Raw genomic sequence first — 17,136 nt, 5'->3', positions numbered from 1 at the left:
CGCCACCACCGGACGGGCTTCCTTGAAATAGCCCGAGTTCACGTGCATCTGACCGCAGCACGCCTGTCCGGGAGGGAACACCACCTCGTGCCCCAACCGCTCCAGGATGGCAACCGTGGCCCGGGCCGTGCGCGGATACATGGCATCCACGATGCACGTGGCAAAGAGCGCAATTCTCATAACGCCCACTGTAGGGCACGTGTGGACTGACCACATAATGTTGCGGCATTGAAACCGTGCCGAAACGCGCCCCGCCCCCTAAATTGGCAGCCCCGCCCCGGGTTTTAGGTTTTTCATGACGATCGTCGAGCTGACCCGCTGCACGCCCGACAGGTTGGTCAGCTCGTCATCAAAGAACCGCTGGTAGGCCGGCAGGTCCTCGGCCATGACCTTCAGGATGTAGTCGGGGTCGCCAAACAGCCGCTGGGCCGAAGTGATGTGCGCGCTGGCTGTCACCCGGGCCTCAAACTGGTCCATCGTGGCCCGGTCCACCTTGGCCAGGGTGACGAATACCAGCGCCTCAAACCCGAGCCCCACCGAGGCCGGGTCCACCACGGCGCGGTAGCCGCTGATGGCCCCGGAACGCTCCAGGTCCTTCAACCGCCGGTGGCACGGCGCCACCGTCAGGCCCACCTCGGCGGCCAGTGCCGTGGCACTCATGCGCCCGTCATTTTGAAGCCTGCGCAAAATTTCTCTGTCAAGTTCGTCAATCACAGCAAAATCCTATCGCATCTGCGTGCTTCCGGGCCTAAATTGGTAAGCACTTCTGCGCCCAAATTACCTAAACTTGCTGTCACCACCAACTTCTTTGACGGCAGGAACACCATGGACCCGCAGGCACTTATCGGCTTCCTCATCATCGCCGTTGCCTTGACGTGCACACCCGGGCCCGACTGGGCCTTCACCATCGCCGCGGGGCTGGGCCGGCGCAGCTTCGTCCCCGCCGTCGCCGGGCTCTGCAGCGGCTATGTGCTTCACACGGTGCTGCTGGCCGCGGGCATCGCGGCCCTCATGGCCGCCAACCCCGGCCTGCTGGCCTGGCTGACGGTGGCCGGGGCGCTGTACCTGCTGTGGCTCGGGATGGCGACGGCGAAGTCATGGCGCAGCGCCGGGTTCAGCAGTGCCGGGCCGGAGGTTGAGAATGCCACGGCGTCCGGGGCGCGCCGCCGCGCCTACCTGCAGGGTGTGGGGACCAGCGCCATCAACCCGAAGGGCCTGCTGTTCTTTGTGGCCCTGACCCCGCAGTTCATCCGGCCGGGCGCGCCCTTCCCCATTCCCGTGCAGTCGGCTGTCCTCGGGCTGACGTTTGTTGCCTCCACGGCCGTCATCTACACGCTGGTGGCCGCCGGCTCACGAAAGTTGCTGCGTTCCCGCCCGGGCGGCGCCCGCGCCATCACCCTCTCCAGCGGCATCATCATGTTTGGGCTGGGCCTCGTGCTGCTGGCGGAGCAGGCGGTTCCCGTGACCCACGCCGCGGAACAGCTCTTCGCCCGAGGTTAGCCGCCCCACCCCGTCCCCACCCCACCCCGTCTCTCTCCCCGCCGAGATAGCGGTAGCGCGCCGAGATCCGACACAAATTCGTACAGCTTTCGGCGCGGATCCGCTATCTCGGCGCCGGTCAGCTCCCCTGCGCCGCGCGCCAGCCGTCCAGTTCGGCCAGCAGTTCGGCTTTTCGAGCGTCCGCGGCAAAGGATGAACGGATGGAATTGCCCGCCAAACGCTCCAGGATGTCCGTGCCGAAGCCGAACTCCGCCACCAGCGAGGCAAAGTTCTGCTCCACGTAGCCGCCAAAGTAGGCCGGATCATCCGAATTGACGCACACGTTCAACCCGGAAGAAAGCATCTGCGGCAGCGGGTGCGCGGCCAGCGTGTCCACGGCGCGCAGCCGCACATTGGACAGCGGGCAGACCGTCAACGGCACCTGGTCCGCCGCCAGCCGCTTGACCAGCGCAGCGTCCTCGATGGCCCGGATGCCGTGGTCAATCCGCTCCGCGCCGAGCAGGTCCAGGGCGTCCGACACGTAACTGGCATCGCCCTCCTCCCCCGCGTGAGCCACCAGGCGGAGTCCGGCCTCCCGTGCCCGCCGGAACAGCCGGATGAACTTCGACGGCGGATTGCCCACCTCCGCCGAGTCCAGCCCGATCCCGATGATGGGCGCCTCCGCAGCCAGCAGTTCGTCCAGGACGGCGAGCGCCGATTCCTCGGTTTCGTCCCGAAGGAACGCCGCGATGAGCCCGGTGGTGATGCCAAACTCCGCCTCGCTGCCGGCGAGCGCGGACTCTATGCCGCCCACCGCCGTCGTGAGTGGAATGCCGCGCCCAAGGTGCGCCTGGGGGTCAAACATGATTTCCGCGTGCCGCACCCCCGCGGCCTGCGCGCGGCGGAGGTAGGCGCGGGTCATGTCGGCAAAGTCGGCCTCGGTGATGAGCACGGCCATGTTGGCGTAGTACAGGTCCAGGAAGGATTGCAGGTCGGTGAACTCGTACTGGGCACGCAATTCGGCCAGTGTGGGGTGCGGCAGCGTGATGTTGTTGCGGGCGGCCAGTTCAAGGATCAGTTCCGGCTCCAGGGTTCCTTCGATGTGCAGGTGGAGTTCGGCCTTGGGCAGGGTGGCATGGATGGTCATGACCGCAAGTCTACGGTTGCAGGAGTCCGCCAATCCCAGGCTGGCGCATTCTTCGTACCGATTGGCCGCAACGGGCGATTCGGTGGAGACAAATGGCCCAAGGTGGAGCAACATGGCAAGGGACAGCCTCTTTGGAAACCTTTTTGAGCTCAAGGAAACTGGTACACGTACATGACATCGCCGCTGACACCTCCCCCGGAACCCGATGACGCCCTGGTCCTGACCCCGCCTGACGCGCCGGAGATTGTGACGCCGGCACAGGCCCCGGGCATGATCCCGGTGCCGGCGGAACGGCAGGCCGACATCACGGCCAAGGCCAGGGAGTTCATTTCCGGCATCGCGGCCCTTGATGCCCGCAGCCCGGAATTCAGCCGCAGGGTGGAGGGGCTGTCCGCCCTTGCCGCGCCCGCCATGAAGTCGTCCGCCGATTCCTCCAGCCGCATGCTGGAACGGTCCACCACGTCGGTTGCGAACACCAAGCGCAACGGCAGCAGCGCCCAGGCACACGTGGCCCAAACCCTCAATGAGCTCCGCGTGACCGTCCAGGGGCTGACTCCGAACAATGCCGACCTGGGCACGGGCCGGAAGATCCTGGGCATGATCCCCCGAGGCAACAAGCTGGCCAAGTACTTCCAGCGCTACGAGTCCGCCCAGGGCCAGCTGGACGCCATCATCAAGTCGCTGATGGCAGGCCAGAATGAGCTGCGGTCGGACAATTCGGATCTGGCCCATGAAAAGGTGGCGCTGTGGGAAACCATGCAGGTCCTCAGCGAAACGGCCGTTTACGCCAAGGCGCTGGATGATGCCTGCGCCCAAAAGATCGCCCAGCTGCGCGCTTCCGGGCAGGAGGAGCAGGCCCAGGCCCTGGAGGCGGACGTGCTGTTCCCGATCCGCCAGCGGCACCAGGACATACTGACCCAGCTGGCCGTCTCCGTCCAGGGCTACCTGGCCATGGACCTAGTGCGCAAGAACAACCTTGAGCTGATCAAGGGCGTGGACCGGGCGCGCACCACCACCATTTCCGCCCTGCGCACGGCCGTGATTGTGGCGGAGGCCCTCGCCAACCAAAAGATGGTGCTTGACCAGATCGACGCCGTCAACACCACCACGAACAACATGATCCTGCAGACCTCCCAGATGCTCAAGGACCAGACGGTGCGCATCCACCAGCAGGCGGCCAGCTCCGGCGTCAGCGTGGAAACACTGCAAAAGGCCTTTGACAACGTCTATGCCACCATGGACGCCATTGACGCCTTCCGGGCTACGGCCGCGAAGAACATGGACGGGACGGTGCACGCCCTCGAGTCGGGCCTGGAACAGGCCAAGCCGTACCTGGAACGCTCGCGGAAATCGGAGGACGGGAAGCAGTAACCCCGGGCTATGCTGGAGGGATACCCACCTTCCCCCGGAAAGAGCGCTGCCCCTTGTCCAAGCACCACCCGGCCACACCCCGCACCCTTGGCACATTCGGCTTCGCCGACCTCATCAGGGGGTCCGTGCTGGCGTCCGTCCTGGTCGTTGCCACGGCGTGCGGCGGCGCACCGGCACCCGTGGCGGCACCGCCGTCGTCCGCTCAGAGCGTGGAAAGCAGCCCATCCCCGACGACGGCGGAGCCCACGCCTGAGCCCACACCCACACCGACCGCGGATGACACCGCCCCGGTGGATGGCGACACCGTCCCCGACGCCGGCGGGGCCAAGCTGGCAGGCAATGCCCAGCCGGCCTTCGCGGCCAAGGCCCGGGACGTCCTGGCCGGGCTGCCCATCAAGGGACGGGCGCCCAAGACGGGGTACAGCCGGTCCGAGTTTGGCCAGGCCTGGGCGGATCTGGACAGGAACGGCTGCGACACCCGCAATGACATGCTGAACAGGGACCTCACGGCCAAGACGTTCAAGCCCGGCACCCGGGACTGCGTGGTGCTGACGGGCGTGCTGTCGGACCCGTACACGGCTACGACCATCGACTTTGTGCGGGGGCCGCAAAGCGCCCGGGTGCAGATTGACCACGTGGTGGCGCTCAGTGACGCCTGGCAGAAGGGCGCCCAGCAGCTCTCCCTCCAACAGCGAACGGCGTTCGCCAACGATCCGCTGAACCTGCTGGCCGTGGACGGGCCCACCAACCAAAAGAAGGGCGACGGCGACGCGGCCACGTGGCTGCCCCCGAACAAGTCCTACCGCTGCGAGTACGTTGCGCGGCAAATTTCGGTCAAGGCCACCTACAAGCTTTGGGTCACGCAGGCTGAGCACGACGCCATGGCGCGAATTCTTGGCAGCTGCGCGGACACGCTGGCGCCCACCAACCAGACTGCGCCTGCCCCGGCACCGGTAAAGGCTGTACCTGCTCCAGCCCCTGCGCCAGCCCCGGCGCCCGCACCAGCTCCCGCGCCAGCCCCCGCCCCTGCTCCCGCCCCAGCTCCCGCCCCGGCCCCTGTGGTCCAGCCGCCGGCTCCGGTCTACTACCAAAACTGTGCAGCCGTGCGGGCCGCCGGCAAGGCGCCCATCTACGCCGGCCAGCCCGGATTCCAGCAGAAGTTTGACCGCGACGGCGACGGGATCGGCTGCGAATAGCGCCTCGCTGCCCGGTCACGAAAGACACTGGCAAGCCCACCAGTTTTGGCTAAAATTGAAGAGTGGGCACGCAGAATGATCCGCCGGTGGTCCCGGCGCTTTGGATTCGCCACGACAGCGACATCTTGCAGCTGTGGTGGGACCGGCTGTGCACGGAGATGGGCCCCGTGCCGGCGTCGCGCTATGCCGGCGGCCTCTTTGACCAGGACCGGCGCAGGCCCATCGCGCAGTGGTACAACCCCGCCTTGAACGCTGCCCTGCTGGTGGCGATCGAAACAGGCCCGGAGTGGCCCGTGCAGCGTTTCGCGGTGTTTTACGCCCCGCCCGGGCGCGGGTTCACCAAGGTCCACATGAACAACCACGAATGGTTCACCCGCACGCCCAAGAAATCGCCCACCGAAGAGGAGGCGTTTGCGGCGGCGGTCCGCTCCGCGGAGGAGTTCCTGCAGGTGGAAATGGACTTCATCTAAAATCCAAAAGCCATCCGCGCCGCCAGGAAGGCCATGACTACGGCGATTGCGCCGTCGAGCACCCGCCATGCGGCCGGCTTGGCGAACACAGGGCGCAGGAGCCTGGCGCCAAAGCCGAGCGCGCTGAACCACAACACACTGCCCAACACCGCACCGACACCAAACCACCACCGCAGCTCGCCGTGCTGGTTGGCCAGCGTGCCCAGCAGCAGCACGGTGTCCAGGTACACGTGGGGGTTCAGCCAGGTCAGCGCCAGCACCGTGGCCAGCACCGCCTTGCGGCCCAGCGCGCCCTGCCGCCCGGATGCCGTCAGGGTGCCGGGGCGGAAGGCCCGCCGGGCTGCGAAAACGCCGTAGGCCAGCAGGAAGGCCGCCCCGGCCAGGCGGATCACCACCACCACGGCGGGCGCGGCGCGGATCAATTCACCGATGCCGACGATCCCGGCGGCGATGAGGACCGCATCGCTGAGCATGCAGACCAGGACCACCAGGCCCACATGTTCCACGCGCAGGCCTTGGCGCAGCACAAACGCGTTTTGCGCGCCGATGGCAATGATGAGGGCCAGTCCGGCGCCGAGTCCGGTGGCCGCTGAGGACAGAATATCGAGTGGAGTCACATCACCGAAGCTACTAGGCTGGCCATATCAAGTACAGCTAATTGTTCTTGACATACATAAGGAACTCTAATGTTGAACTTTCAAACGGAGCAGCTGCGGACGTTCCTGGCGGTGCTTGAACACGGCACTTTCGACTCAGCGGCTGGCGAACTGCACGTCACGGCGTCGGCCGTTTCCCAGCGCATCAAGGCCATGGAGCAGGCAGCCGGGCAGGTGCTGCTGCAGCGCACGGCCCCCGTCCGGGCCACGGCTGCCGGCGTCGTGGTGCACAAGCTGGCCCGGCAGCTGCGCCAGCTGGAGTCCGACTGCGCGGCGGAACTGGGCCTGGCCGGCGCCCGCGGCACGGCGATTCCCATGGTGGTCAACGCCGATTCCCTCGCCACGTGGTTTGTCGACGCGCTGGCCGCCGTGCCGGAAGACGCAGGGCTCAGCTTTGAGGTGCTGCGCGAGGATGAGCAGCATTCGGCAGGCCTGCTTCGCACCGGGGAGGTCATGGCCGCCGTCACCGCCACGCCCGACGCCGTCCAGGGCTGCTCCGTTGCCCCGCTCGGCTCCCTGCGGTACCGCGCAGTGGCCTCCGCGGGCTTCATGGCGCGCTGGTTCCCCGGCGGCTTCCAGGCGCAGCGCTTTCCTGCCGCACCGGCAGTGCAATTTGACCGCACGGACACGCTGCAGGACAACTTCCTTGCCACGGTGGCCGGCGTGCCCCTTTCCGGCCCCCAGCAGTTCATTCCGGACACCATCCAGTTCGCCCGCGCCGTGGAGCTGGGCCTGGGTTGGGGCCTGATGCCGGAACCGCACTGCCGCGCGGGCCTGCGCGCCGGAACCCTGGTGGAACTGGTTCCCGGCCGCATCACCCGGGTGCCGCTTTACTGGCAGCGATGGAAGATCCAGTCCCCCGCCCTGGACGTGCTGACGGCGGCTGTCACCACGACGGCGGCTGCCGCACTTCGGTAGCAGCCGCCTGCCGGCGGACCGCTGCCCCCATCTCCTCAACAATCCGGCGCAGAATGGGCCGCGGCGTGGCAAAGTTCAGCCGCACCCAGCCGGGTCGGCCGCAGGCGGCGCCGTCCACGAGGGCCACCCGGGCGTGGTCGCGGAAGTAGTCAGCCGGAACGGCCCCGCCCAGGGGAAGCGGGGTGCAGTCGATGAAGGCCAGGTAGGTCCCGGCCGGCTGGATGTACGCTGCCCCGGGCAGGTGTTCGCCCAGCAGCCCGCCCAGCAGCTGCCGGTTGCCGTCCAAATACGCCAGCACTTCTGCCAGCCAGGCACCGCCGTCCCGGTAGGCTGCGATGTTTGCCACCACCCCGGGAGTGCTGGGGCCGTGCTCCACAAAATGGCCCACGCCGGCCCACAGTTCGCGGTCCGCGGCGTTGGAAAGGATCATTTGCGCCGCCTTCAGCCCGGCCAGGTTCCACGCCTTCGACGCGGACGTGGCCGTCACTGTGTGGTTCGCCGCGGCGGGACTGACGGAAGCGTACGGAACGTGGGTGCCGCCGTCATACACCAGGGGCGCATGGATCTCATCGGAGAACACCCGGGCACCGTTCGCCGCAACGATCTCCGCAATCCGGGCCAGCTCATCCCGGCTGTAAACCTTCCCGAGAGGGTTGTGGGGGTTGCATAAAATGAGCAGGCCGCCGCCGGCCAGCGCCGCGTCGAGGGCGGGAAAGTCCAGCTCCCACCCCGAACCCGTCCGGAGCATGGGCACCGTGACCAGCTCCCGGCCGTACACCGCGGGCAACTCCAAAAACGGCATGTAGGCCGGCGTGGGGACCACAATTTTGGCCCCCGGGGCGCTGAAATGCCTGACCGTCCACTCCAGCGCCGTCAGCACGTCGGCCACGGGCCGGATCCAGTCGGCCGGCACGTCCCAGCCGTGCCGGGCCAGTAGGAATTCGCTGCAGGCCGCCCCCATTTCGTCGATGAGGCCGCCGGGGAGATAGCCCACCAGCCCGCGCGCCACGGCCTCCTGCACGGCACCGGCAATGGGTGCCGCAAGGCCAAAGTCCATTTCCGCCACCCAGGCCGGCAGCCGGTCCTCAACGCCCGTCCATTTCAAGCTGCCGGCAGCCCGCAGCTCATCCGCCGTGATGGCGTCAAACCGTGCCGACGCGATTTCCTGGGTGGGTGTCTCGTTCATGGCGGCGCTCCCTGGGTATGCGGACGGTTTGCCCTTCATCGCATCTTCCAATGACGATGGCTCCGTTCACCAGTCGTGGACTGTTCCGTCGAGGAGGCGGTTGACGGGCAGGTATGCGGGTGTGTACGGGTGGGTGGCGGCAAGGGCGTCGTCATAGTCCACGCCGAGTCCGGGGTTGTTGCCGGGGTGCAGGAGGCCGTCCCGGAACGTGTAGCTGGTGTGGAAGACAGCAAGGGTTTCGGGGGAGTGTTTCATGTATTCCTGGATGCCGAAGTTATGGATGGCCAGGCTGAGGTGGAGCTGGGCGGCCTGGCCCACGGGGGAGATGTCGGTGGGACCGTGGAAGCCCGACTTGATCTGGTAGATCGCAGCGAAGTCCATGAGCTTGCGCAGGGCCGTGATGCCGCCGGTGTGGGTGACGGCGGAGCGTACGTAGTCGATGAGCTGTTCGGTGATCAGGGTCTGGTAGTCGTGGACGGTATTGAAGACCTCCCCAATGGCCAGGGGCGTGGTGGTCTGGGAGCGGACCCGGCGCAGCCCTTCCTGGTTTTCACCCGGGGTGGCGTCCTCGAGCCAGAAAAGGTCGTAGGGTTCCAGGGATTTGCCCAGGGATGCTGCCTGGTTGGGGGTCATGCGGTGGTGGCCATCATGGAGCAGGGTCAGTTCCGGCCCGAATTCCTCCCGGACGGCGGCGAACACGCCCGGCACGTGGCGCAGGTACGCCCTGGTGTCCCAGGTTTCCTCCGCGGGCAGCGGCAGTCGCTTGGCGGGTTCGTAGTCGTAGCGTTCCCCCGGGCGCTGGTCCGAGGCGATGCCGTAGATCTGGCCCAGGCCCGGAACCCCGGTCTGGACCCGGATGGCAGTAAAGCCCTGGTCCAGATGGTTGCGGATGGAGGTGAACAGGGAGGGCAGCTCGGAACCGGACGCGTGCCCGTAAGCCAGGGCGCCGGTGCGGGAGGCCCCGCCCAGGAGCTGGTACAGGGGCATGTTTGCGTGCCGGGCCTTGATGTCCCACAGGGCAACGTCGACGGCGGCGATGGCCGCCATCGTGATCGGGCCGCGACGCCAGTACGCGCCCCTGTACAGGAACTGCCACATGTCCTCGATGCGGTCCTCGTCCCGGCCCAAAAGCAACGGCACCACATGCTCCTTCAGGTACGCGGCCACCGCCAGCTCGCGCCCGTTGACCGTCGCGTCCCCCAACCCGACGACGCCGTCGTCGGTGGTCAGGCGAAGCGTCACAAAATTCCGGCCCGGACTAGTTACCAGCACCTCGGCACTGCGAATAGTCATGTTCTTCCTTCCTCGTCAATTGGTACTTAGGTCTGAGCGCGACAACGCAGAGACGCACCCGGAGCGAACTATGAGGTGGATCGTTTCGGCGAAAAGCGCCTCATCTATCCCTTGAAGGCACCTTCGGCTGCACCCTGGATTACCCACTTCTGAGAGATGTAGTAAACGACCAGCACAGGGATGGCCGAAAGGACGGCGCCTGCCATGATGGGGCCGTATTGTTGCACATCGCCCGTACTCATGTGCTGCAATGCCACAGGAGCCGTCATGACGCCCTGCCCCTTGACAAACGTCAGTGCCAGGAAAAGTTCGCCCCAGGCCATCATGAATGCCAGCGAAGCAGCCGTGGCCAGGGCCGGCGCTGAGACGGGCAACAGCACGCTCACCAGTGTCCGCATCTTCGAGGCACCATCAAGGGATGCGGCTTCCTCCAGGTCCGGCGGGAATTCGCGAAAGTGCCCCAGGATGAGCCACGTGCAGAGGGGAACGGCAAATGTCAGGTAAACCAAGACCAGGCCGGACAGCGTGTCCGCGAGCCCGAGATTTCCGACAACCACGCTCAATGGGATGAACAGCAGCACCAGGGGAGTGAGGTAGCTCATGAGGATGAGCTGGCTGGCTGCGTTTCGCCCTGGAAACTTGAAGCGGGCAATGGCGTAGGCCGCCAGCACGCCGAGGACCATGGCAAGCAGCGTCGTGGCCAGTGCCACGATCAGGCTGTTGCCAATATTGACCAGGAAATTGTCGTCACGCAGAACTTTGGCGTAGTTGTCGAGACTGGAGCGCTCCGGCAACCAGGACGGCGTCCGGTAAATCGCGGACCGGGGTTTAAGGGAGGCGATCACCATGTAATACACGGGCGGAACGACAACGATGGCCAAAAACGCCATGCCCAAAAAAGTGCCGAGACGGCTGCGCTTCTCCATTAGAACTCCTTCTTGCGCCGGCTGAGCAGCATGATAAACAAGGCCATGACGGGCAATATGACGACGGCATATGCGGCCGCCTGTCCCAGCTGGCGGCTTTGCAGGCTCAGGAAGGACAAGACCGGGAAGGTCATGGTCGTGGTTGAAGGGCCGCCCTGTGTCATGAGCCAAATGTTCTCAAAACCGTTGGCTGTCCAAATGGCAGAGATCACGGCCACAACGGCCACGGTGGAGCGAATCTGGGGAACTGTGATGTTAGTGAACTGCTGCCAGGCGCTGGCGCCATCCATGCGTGCCGCCTCATACAACTCCTTGGGGATGGTCTGCAACGCGGCCAAGATGGAGATGGCCCAGAAAGGGAATCCGCGCCAGACCGTCGCAATGACCACGGAAACTCGGGCCCAATTGGGGTCACTGAGGAACGGCACCGGACTGGTGAAGCTTTCAAGTGCCACGTTGATGGCGCCATAGGGAGATTCAAACATCAGGCGCAATCCCATGAAGGCAACGAATCCCGGCATGGCCCACGGGAGCATGACCAGCAGGCGCCACAAGTTGCGTTCTGGCATGGGCCGGTTGAGGATTACGGCGACCACCGTGCCGAGCACCAGCTTCAGCAACAGCGAAACGCCGACTATGAGGACCAGGTTGGCCGTTGCAGAGAGGAACCCTGAATCGTGGACAAGTCTCGTGTAATTGTCTAGGCCCACAAATCGGCCCGGGGAGCCCACCATGCGGTCGGTAAAGCTGTACCAAATGGAGGAAATGGTTGGATAGCCAATGAGGATGACAATGACCGCCACGGCCGGCAAGGTCAGCAGGAGGCCCAATCGGGCCTCCTTGCGAGCCCCCGCAGGATGCCTGCGTTGACGCTTGATCCGGGGACGGGGTGCGGGTCCCGCGGGCACTGCCGGGCGGTTTTGCCCTGCAGTCCCCGCTTCTTGGGCTGATTTAGCTGGCATGCTGATCGTAGATCTTCTGGCAGGACGCCTGAGCCTCGGCCATGGCCTTGTCGATGGCTACCTTGTCAACCACGACGCGCTGCACCATCCGGGGCGTGGAGAATGCATTTTGGTAGTCGGAGTATGCCGCGTTGGCGGTGTCCGGAAAGGCCGGGGCTGTGCCCTTTTCGGCTTGCTTCAGGAGTCCAGCGTGTACGGGGCTGTCGGTGAAGACCGGATACTTCAATTGTGAATTGAGGACGGGCCCATACGTGGCGTTCTCCATAAATCCGGCCATGTAGGTGTCATCGGCCAACGTCTTGAACAGGTCCTGCGCCAGGATCTTGCCTGCATCCGACGTGCTCGAGGGGACTACACGGTAGCGGGGGTCAACTGGGGCAACTTGGGCCACGGGACCGGCGGGAAGGGCAGAGTATGCACTTGCCTTGGCAAGCTCCGGGTCGTCCTTCTTCATGGACTGGTAAACGCTGCCCGTGTTGACGATGAAGAGTGATTCACCTGACGTGTAGGAGTTGTTATCGCCAGCACCATCCCAGGTGACTACCGATGGCGGGAACTGGCCAGCATCAAATGCACCCTTGATCCACTTCAGGAAGGTGGCGGTCTCCGGGCTGTTGATTGTGCACTTCTTGCCGGCGTCGTCAGCCACGCGTCCACCGAATGACTGCATGATGGAAGTGGTCAAGTTCCCGTCCAAGACGTTGGAGAGGGCAAAGCCCATGCCATATGTCTTGGGCGGCGTCTGTGTTGCCTTGGACTGGGCAAGCAGTTCGTCCCAAGTCTTGGGCGGGGCGTCGAATCCCTTTTGCTTGAGCAGGTCCGCCCGACTGAACAACACGCTGCCAAAGAAGCCGAACGGGACGCCGTAAACCTTGCCGCCAAAACTCTTGGCCTTGGTGGCCGAGTCGATCGATTTCAGCCACCCTCCATGCGCCTCGCCAATTGCAGCGTAGGAGTCGGGGACGGGCGAAAGCTGGCCTCCCGTGCCCATGGTAGACATCAAGTCGTAGGGGACGGTCATCGCACTCGGCAGTGATTTCGCCTCAATGGCGCCGGACGTTTGCTGGACGACCTCGTTCTGGTTGACTTTGACGACCTGCGTCTGGATCCCAAGGTTGTCGCCCCATGCCTTGATGCGCGCCGCTTCGAGGTCGTTGCTCGATTCGGGAAAGGTTAGGCCAATCCAGTATGTGAAGGGCCCTTTGAAGTCCTTGGCCGCCTGTGCCACTTCGGCCGACGGGGTCCCCAGGCCCTCAGCAGCCACAGCATCCTTGTTGTTGGCGGGCGTGGAACAGCCGGCAGCAAGCAGGGCAATGGCGGCGAGGCTGCCCACCGCCTGCATTTTCCTCAGATGACGCATCGTTGTGTCCTTTTGCTAGTTGTGGTGAGTTTGTGTCGTTAGTCGGAGAATCGGATGTGTGTCTTAAGCGGGAGCTCGCCTTCCGGCGACTGCTCAAATACGTCCAAAATGTTGGTGAATTGCACGTTCTGCTCCACAAGCCATGAGATGTCCAGATTGTTCTCTGTCAGAAATTCCAGGGCAGGTGCCAGCCCGCCCGCAAAGCGAAGGGTGGAGGTAACCCAGGATTCTGCCTGGGAAATGTATTTGTGCGGGATCCCCGACCCTGCCGGCAGATTGCCAACCAGCACGACGTGCCCCGTCCCGGGCTGAACCGCCCTCAAGGCAATTTCAACTCCAGCCGGGTGGCCGGAGGCATCAAAGACCACGTCGAAGCGGCGGCCCTTGTCAAGGGCAGCTGCGAGTTCGTGCCCTGTCGCCGAGAAGTCAGCCCCGTGTTCCACAGCAGCGTGTGCCCGCCGGGCACTCACGTCCATGACCGTCAGGGACTTACAGCCAAGCCCTCGCACTGCCACGGCAGTCAGCTGCCCTATGGCGCCGCCGCCCACAATCAACACCGACCGACCTGCGACCGGAGTTTTGCGGGCCGCATGAAGGGCCACGGCCATCGGCTCCAGCAGGGCGCCGACGGCGTGGTCGATATTCTCCGGAAGGGGAAGGACGTGGGTCGCCGGCACCACCAGGTATTCCTGAAGGGCGCCGTCGCGGTGTGGATCGACGGCAGCTGATCCCAGGTAGCGCGTGTTGGGGCAAAGATTGTCTAACCCAGCGCGGCACTGTTCACAGGAACCGCACGAAAGGCTGGGAATCAGGGCTACGCGGGCGCCAGGCAGCACGCAGACGACCCCCTCACCCGTCGCGGCAACGACCCCGCTAGCCTCGTGCCCCATGACAAATGGTTCGTTAATGGGGTAGGCGGCAGTCCCGAGGAAGTATGCGGTGTCGGAGCCACAAATTCCCACGGTGTGCATCTTGACCAGAACCTCGCCAGTTTGGGGCACGGGCCGGCGACGACTGTGTAGCTGTAGCTCGCCCGGTGCGGCAAGCACAGCTGCGGCGTAGGTCTGGGATGAAGGTGCAAGTGGCATGAATCACAAGGTACAAGAAACCTATAAGCCTGTCAACCTATATGACAGCAGGCCGGGCACTGCGTATAATCAGGTATCGGAACAACTCCCTCACCCCAGTCGCGCCGCCACTAAGGGAGTGCAAACCAAGGGAGATCGCGTGCCTACACCTTTGACCCGCACCAAGCTCAGTCAACAGATGTTCGACGCCATCATTGACCACATCGTGGAAAAAGACCTCCAGCCAGGCAGTGCACTGCCGTCCACGGCAGCCTTGTGCGAGCAATTTGCGGCCAGCCGGCCTGTGGTTCGGGAGGCCCTCAGCGCCCTGGAGGCAGTTGGACTTGTTGAAGTTCACAATGGGCGCAACGCGGTGGTCAAGGAGTTAGACGGCCACCTTATTGAATTGTTTCTGTCCAGGGTCCTGCGGAACAACAGGCGCCCGTTGACGGACATGATGGACGTGCGCATCCCACTGGAAATACAGGCTGCCAGATTGGCTGCGGAACGCGCTTCCGGCGAGGATTTTGACATTCTGGATGACCTTTTGGAGCAAATGGACGAGGCCTTGCGCGACACTGAGGGCTATCCCGCGCTCGACATCGCCTTTCACATGGCAATCGCCCGCGCCACGGGAAACGGCGCGCTTGTTTGGTTCAGCGAGTCCTTGCGCCATGAACTGACTACCGTCATGGTTGAAGTCCGCCAGTTCCGTGAAAACAACGACCTCGTCGGTGACGAACAGCGCCAACACCGCAACATTGCGGCGGCGATCCGTGCCGGCGACTCTGAAGCGGCCGCCCGAGCCATGCAGGAACACATGGCCACATCGGAAGGCTACGTCCGAATGATCGAGGAATCCATGCTCGAATCAACGATTCCTCATCGGAATCGCCACCGCGCCTGAAGGCTCCATCACCGCTAGACTCCACGCATGACTTCATCGCGCACAACCCGCCGCAACCAGCTGGTCCTGGTGGCTGGCCAGTTGCTGTCCGGCGTAGGCGTTGCCTCCGGCATTTCCGTGGGCGGCATCTTGGCCGCGGAGCTGGCAGGCACCACGGCGGCGTCCGGCTTTGTGCAGACGGCCTCCACCCTGGGTGCCGGGCTGGTGGCGGTCCCGCTGGCCAATTTGGCCGTACGGGCAGGGCGCCGCTGGGCGCTGAGCACGGGCTTCGCCCTCGGCGCTGCGGGGGCCGCCCTGGTGCTCCTGGCCGCCACGCTGGGCCAGTTCTGGCTCATGGCCGTGGGCATGCTGTTCTTCGGGGCGGCCAGCGCCTCAGGACTGCAGGCGCGATACGCCGCCGTGGACGGGGCCCCGCCCGAGAAGGCCGGCCGGGCCATGGCGATCGTCATTTGGGCCACCACCGTGGGTTCCGTGGCAGGCCCCAACCTGTCCGAGCCCGGCCGCCAGCTTGGCATCCGCCTGGGCATGGTGCCGCTGTCCGGCCCGTTCCTCTTCTCCCTGGTCGCATTCATCACGGCAGCGCTGGTCATCGCCACGTTTTTCCTCGGGGCACCCCGCGCCGGCGGCGGGCCCCTCCCCTCCCAGCCCCCGCAGGACAGGCACGACGCCGGGAAGCCGGGTGCCGCCGTCGTCCCTCCCGGGCGGTCCAAGCCTCCGGCGCGGGGCAAGACTGCCGGGCGGAGCAAAGTTTCCGGGCGGGGCCGGGCTTCCAGCCAGCACGGAGCGTGGGCCGCCCTGCGCCTGGCCGCCCGCAAGCCGCGCGCCCTCTTTGCCCTCGGGGCGGTGACGGGCGGGCACATGATCATGGTGGGCGTGATGGTCATGACGCCTGTAGCCATGAACGCGCATGGACACTCGCTGGAGATCATTGGCATCGTGATCAGCCTCCACATTTTGGGGATGTATGCCGCCAGCCCCGTGTTTGGCTGGCTCGTGGACCGCGTAGGCGCCTTCCGTGTGGTGATGCTCGGTTGCGGCATTTTCCTGGCCGCCATTGGGCTGGGCGCGGCCGTGTCGGACAGCAGCAACCCGCTGTTCATGTCGATTGCACTCACCACGCTGGGGCTGGGCTGGTCCGCCTGCCTGATCGGAGGATCCTCCCTGCTGACCCAGTCAGTGCCGGAGGACATCCGGGTGCCGCTGCAGGGCGCCAACGACATGATGATGAACTTTGGCGCTGCCGGGATGGCCGCCCTGGCCGGTCCGGTGCTGGCTGCGGGCGGCTTCTTTTGGGTCAACATTGTGGCGCTTGCCGTGTTGGTCCCCATGGTGCTGCTGGGGCTGCGGGCGCGCAGGGTCGCCCCGGAAGCCGTCTCCGAGGACATGGTCGACGCCGGCTGAGGGGTGCCGGGGCATGTGGATTCAGTCCGATCTGGCCCAGACCAGCGATGAGCGGAGCGTTGCAAGTCTCAACTTTAGTGGCGGAGCGTAACCTTGGTCCGGTGGCAGTGAACATGACAGGACCATCTCGGGTCGTGATGATGTGCGGGCCAGGTGGTGCCGGCAAGACCACTTACGCCAAGCGCCTGGAACGCGAGGGCTGGACGCGTTTGTCGTTCGAGGTGGAGTTCTGGGATCGCGGAATCACCACGATGCCCTCCGCCGAAGTGGTCGCCGAGGTGGCAGCAGATCTGAAGTCGCTCTTGCTGCGCCATGTCGCGGCGGGGAACGATGTCGTGCTCGACTTCGGATTCTGGTTCCGGCGACAACGCGATGAGTTCCGCATGCTGCTCGCACCGCAGGGGATCGTGCCGGAGACTGTTTACATCGCGACGAGTCTTGAGACCATCCTGAGCCGGGTCGGTGACCGACACGGCAGCCGGGCGGACGATTGGCCGCTCACTGAGCAGACGGCGACGGAGTACTTCGGGCGGTTCGAGCCGCCGACACCCGGGGAGGGGCCGCTCGAGGTCGTCCGCTACGGCGTGTGAGCCACGTCCGTCTTGGTCCAGATCAGCGTGGCAGCGAGGGTGACCGCGGCACGGCAGCCGGCCTCAGGTGGGCGTGTACCCCTACGGGCCAAAGGCAGAGGAGCAGCGCAGCCGAAAGATCGAAGGAGGCAGGTAGTGCCCCGGAGTCCGCTTCCGAGGGCATGGTCGACGCCGGCTGAGGGGTGCTGTTTGGCCAAAAAATAGTTA

General features: G+C 65.1%; 18 protein-coding genes. 8 read left to right on the top strand and 10 right to left on the bottom strand.

Annotated elements, in window-relative coordinates:
• Together G6N77_RS18680 and G6N77_RS18675 are read right to left on the bottom strand one after the other, a co-directional pair.
• Nucleotides 1-180, bottom strand: a 180-nt coding sequence (locus G6N77_RS18680) for a heterodisulfide reductase-related iron-sulfur binding cluster (RefSeq protein WP_165183676.1), incomplete at its 3' end; no start/stop codon positions are given.
• A gap of 78 nt (nt 181-258) precedes the next feature.
• On the bottom strand, nt 259-714 hold the full coding sequence (locus G6N77_RS18675) for an Lrp/AsnC family transcriptional regulator (RefSeq protein ID WP_165183675.1): 456 nt from the start codon (nt 712-714) through the stop codon (nt 259-261).
• Between the two features lie 111 nt (nt 715-825).
• Here G6N77_RS18675 and G6N77_RS18670 point away from each other — a divergent pair, with 111 nt between their 5' ends.
• Nucleotides 826-1,500 carry a LysE family translocator gene (locus G6N77_RS18670; RefSeq protein ID WP_165183674.1) on the top strand — a complete coding sequence of 225 codons (675 nt, stop codon included), beginning with the start codon at nt 826-828 and terminating at the stop codon, nt 1,498-1,500.
• A 118-nt stretch (nt 1,501-1,618) separates the two neighbouring features.
• Here the strand turns inward: G6N77_RS18670 and G6N77_RS18665 are convergent, their stop codons facing one another.
• Nucleotides 1,619-2,626 (bottom strand): adenosine deaminase, encoded by a 1,008-nt coding sequence (locus tag G6N77_RS18665; RefSeq protein ID WP_165183673.1) that lies wholly within the window; start codon nt 2,624-2,626, stop codon nt 1,619-1,621.
• 171 nt (nt 2,627-2,797) lie between these two features.
• Between G6N77_RS18665 and G6N77_RS18660 the strand changes: the two genes are divergently transcribed.
• From G6N77_RS18660 to G6N77_RS18650, 3 genes are all read left to right on the top strand, one after another.
• Nucleotides 2,798-3,997 (top strand): toxic anion resistance protein, encoded by a 1,200-nt coding sequence (locus G6N77_RS18660; RefSeq protein WP_165183672.1) that lies wholly within the window; start codon nt 2,798-2,800, stop codon nt 3,995-3,997.
• A 53-nt stretch (nt 3,998-4,050) separates the two neighbouring features.
• Nucleotides 4,051-5,193: a GmrSD restriction endonuclease domain-containing protein gene (locus G6N77_RS18655; RefSeq protein ID WP_240902422.1), complete on the top strand. Its 1,143-nt coding sequence runs from the start codon at nt 4,051-4,053 to the stop codon at nt 5,191-5,193.
• A 62-nt stretch (nt 5,194-5,255) separates the two neighbouring features.
• The gene (locus G6N77_RS18650) at nt 5,256-5,663 is read left to right on the top strand and encodes a hypothetical protein (protein ID WP_165183671.1); all 408 of its coding nucleotides are present in this window, start codon (nt 5,256-5,258) and stop codon (nt 5,661-5,663) included.
• Here the strand turns inward: G6N77_RS18650 and G6N77_RS18645 are convergent.
• Nucleotides 5,660-6,280 (bottom strand): LysE/ArgO family amino acid transporter, encoded by a 621-nt coding sequence (locus G6N77_RS18645; protein ID WP_165183670.1) that lies wholly within the window; start codon nt 6,278-6,280, stop codon nt 5,660-5,662. The two genes, G6N77_RS18650 and G6N77_RS18645, sit on opposite strands and share 4 nt — an antisense overlap.
• Nucleotides 6,281-6,349: 69 nt before the next feature.
• Between G6N77_RS18645 and G6N77_RS18640 the strand changes: the two genes are divergently transcribed.
• Nucleotides 6,350-7,237 carry a LysR family transcriptional regulator ArgP gene (locus G6N77_RS18640; RefSeq protein WP_205678422.1) on the top strand — a complete coding sequence of 296 codons (888 nt, stop codon included), beginning with the start codon at nt 6,350-6,352 and terminating at the stop codon, nt 7,235-7,237.
• Here G6N77_RS18640 and G6N77_RS18635 read toward each other — a convergent pair.
• The 6 genes from G6N77_RS18635 to G6N77_RS18610 form a co-directional block, all read right to left on the bottom strand.
• Nucleotides 7,206-8,423, bottom strand: a complete 1,218-nt coding sequence (locus G6N77_RS18635) for a MalY/PatB family protein (protein WP_165183669.1) — start codon at nt 8,421-8,423, stop codon at nt 7,206-7,208. The genes G6N77_RS18640 and G6N77_RS18635 overlap by 32 nt on opposite strands.
• A 66-nt stretch (nt 8,424-8,489) precedes the next feature.
• Nucleotides 8,490-9,716, bottom strand: a complete 1,227-nt coding sequence (gene manD / locus G6N77_RS18630) for a D-mannonate dehydratase ManD (protein ID WP_165183668.1) — start codon at nt 9,714-9,716, stop codon at nt 8,490-8,492.
• Nucleotides 9,717-9,820: 104 nt separating this feature from the next.
• Nucleotides 9,821-10,642: a carbohydrate ABC transporter permease gene (locus G6N77_RS18625; protein WP_165183667.1), complete on the bottom strand. Its 822-nt coding sequence runs from the start codon at nt 10,640-10,642 to the stop codon at nt 9,821-9,823.
• Nucleotides 10,642-11,472 (bottom strand): carbohydrate ABC transporter permease, encoded by an 831-nt coding sequence (locus G6N77_RS18620; RefSeq protein ID WP_165183666.1) that lies wholly within the window; start codon nt 11,470-11,472, stop codon nt 10,642-10,644. Before G6N77_RS18620 ends, G6N77_RS18625 begins: the two co-directional genes overlap by 1 nt.
• Before the next feature lie 121 nt (nt 11,473-11,593).
• Nucleotides 11,594-12,964, bottom strand: a complete 1,371-nt coding sequence (locus tag G6N77_RS18615; protein ID WP_165183665.1) for an ABC transporter substrate-binding protein — start codon at nt 12,962-12,964, stop codon at nt 11,594-11,596.
• Nucleotides 12,965-13,002: 38 nt separating this feature from the next.
• On the bottom strand, nt 13,003-14,052 hold the full coding sequence (locus tag G6N77_RS18610) for a zinc-dependent alcohol dehydrogenase (RefSeq protein ID WP_276609837.1): 1,050 nt from the start codon (nt 14,050-14,052) through the stop codon (nt 13,003-13,005).
• Here G6N77_RS18610 and G6N77_RS18605 point away from each other — a divergent pair.
• From G6N77_RS18605 to G6N77_RS18595, 3 genes are all read left to right on the top strand, one after another.
• Entirely contained in the window at nt 14,051-14,938 is an 888-nt protein-coding gene (locus G6N77_RS18605) for a FadR/GntR family transcriptional regulator (RefSeq protein WP_165183663.1), read from the top strand. The genes G6N77_RS18610 and G6N77_RS18605 overlap by 2 nt on opposite strands.
• Nucleotides 14,939-14,965: 27 nt before the next feature.
• Nucleotides 14,966-16,339, top strand: a complete 1,374-nt coding sequence (locus G6N77_RS18600; RefSeq protein WP_165183662.1) for an MFS transporter — start codon at nt 14,966-14,968, stop codon at nt 16,337-16,339.
• A 101-nt stretch (nt 16,340-16,440) separates the two neighbouring features.
• A complete protein-coding gene (locus G6N77_RS18595; RefSeq protein ID WP_205678421.1) occupies nt 16,441-16,929 on the top strand; it encodes a P-loop nucleotide/nucleoside kinase family protein in 489 nt (162 codons plus the stop codon).
• The last annotated feature ends 207 nt before the right edge of the window (nt 16,930-17,136 follow it).

Origin of the sequence: Arthrobacter silviterrae (assembly GCF_011045165.1) — a bacterium.
Taxonomy (GTDB): domain Bacteria; phylum Actinomycetota; class Actinomycetes; order Actinomycetales; family Micrococcaceae; genus Specibacter; species Specibacter silviterrae.
This window is presented reverse-complemented; position numbering and strand designations above follow the sequence as displayed.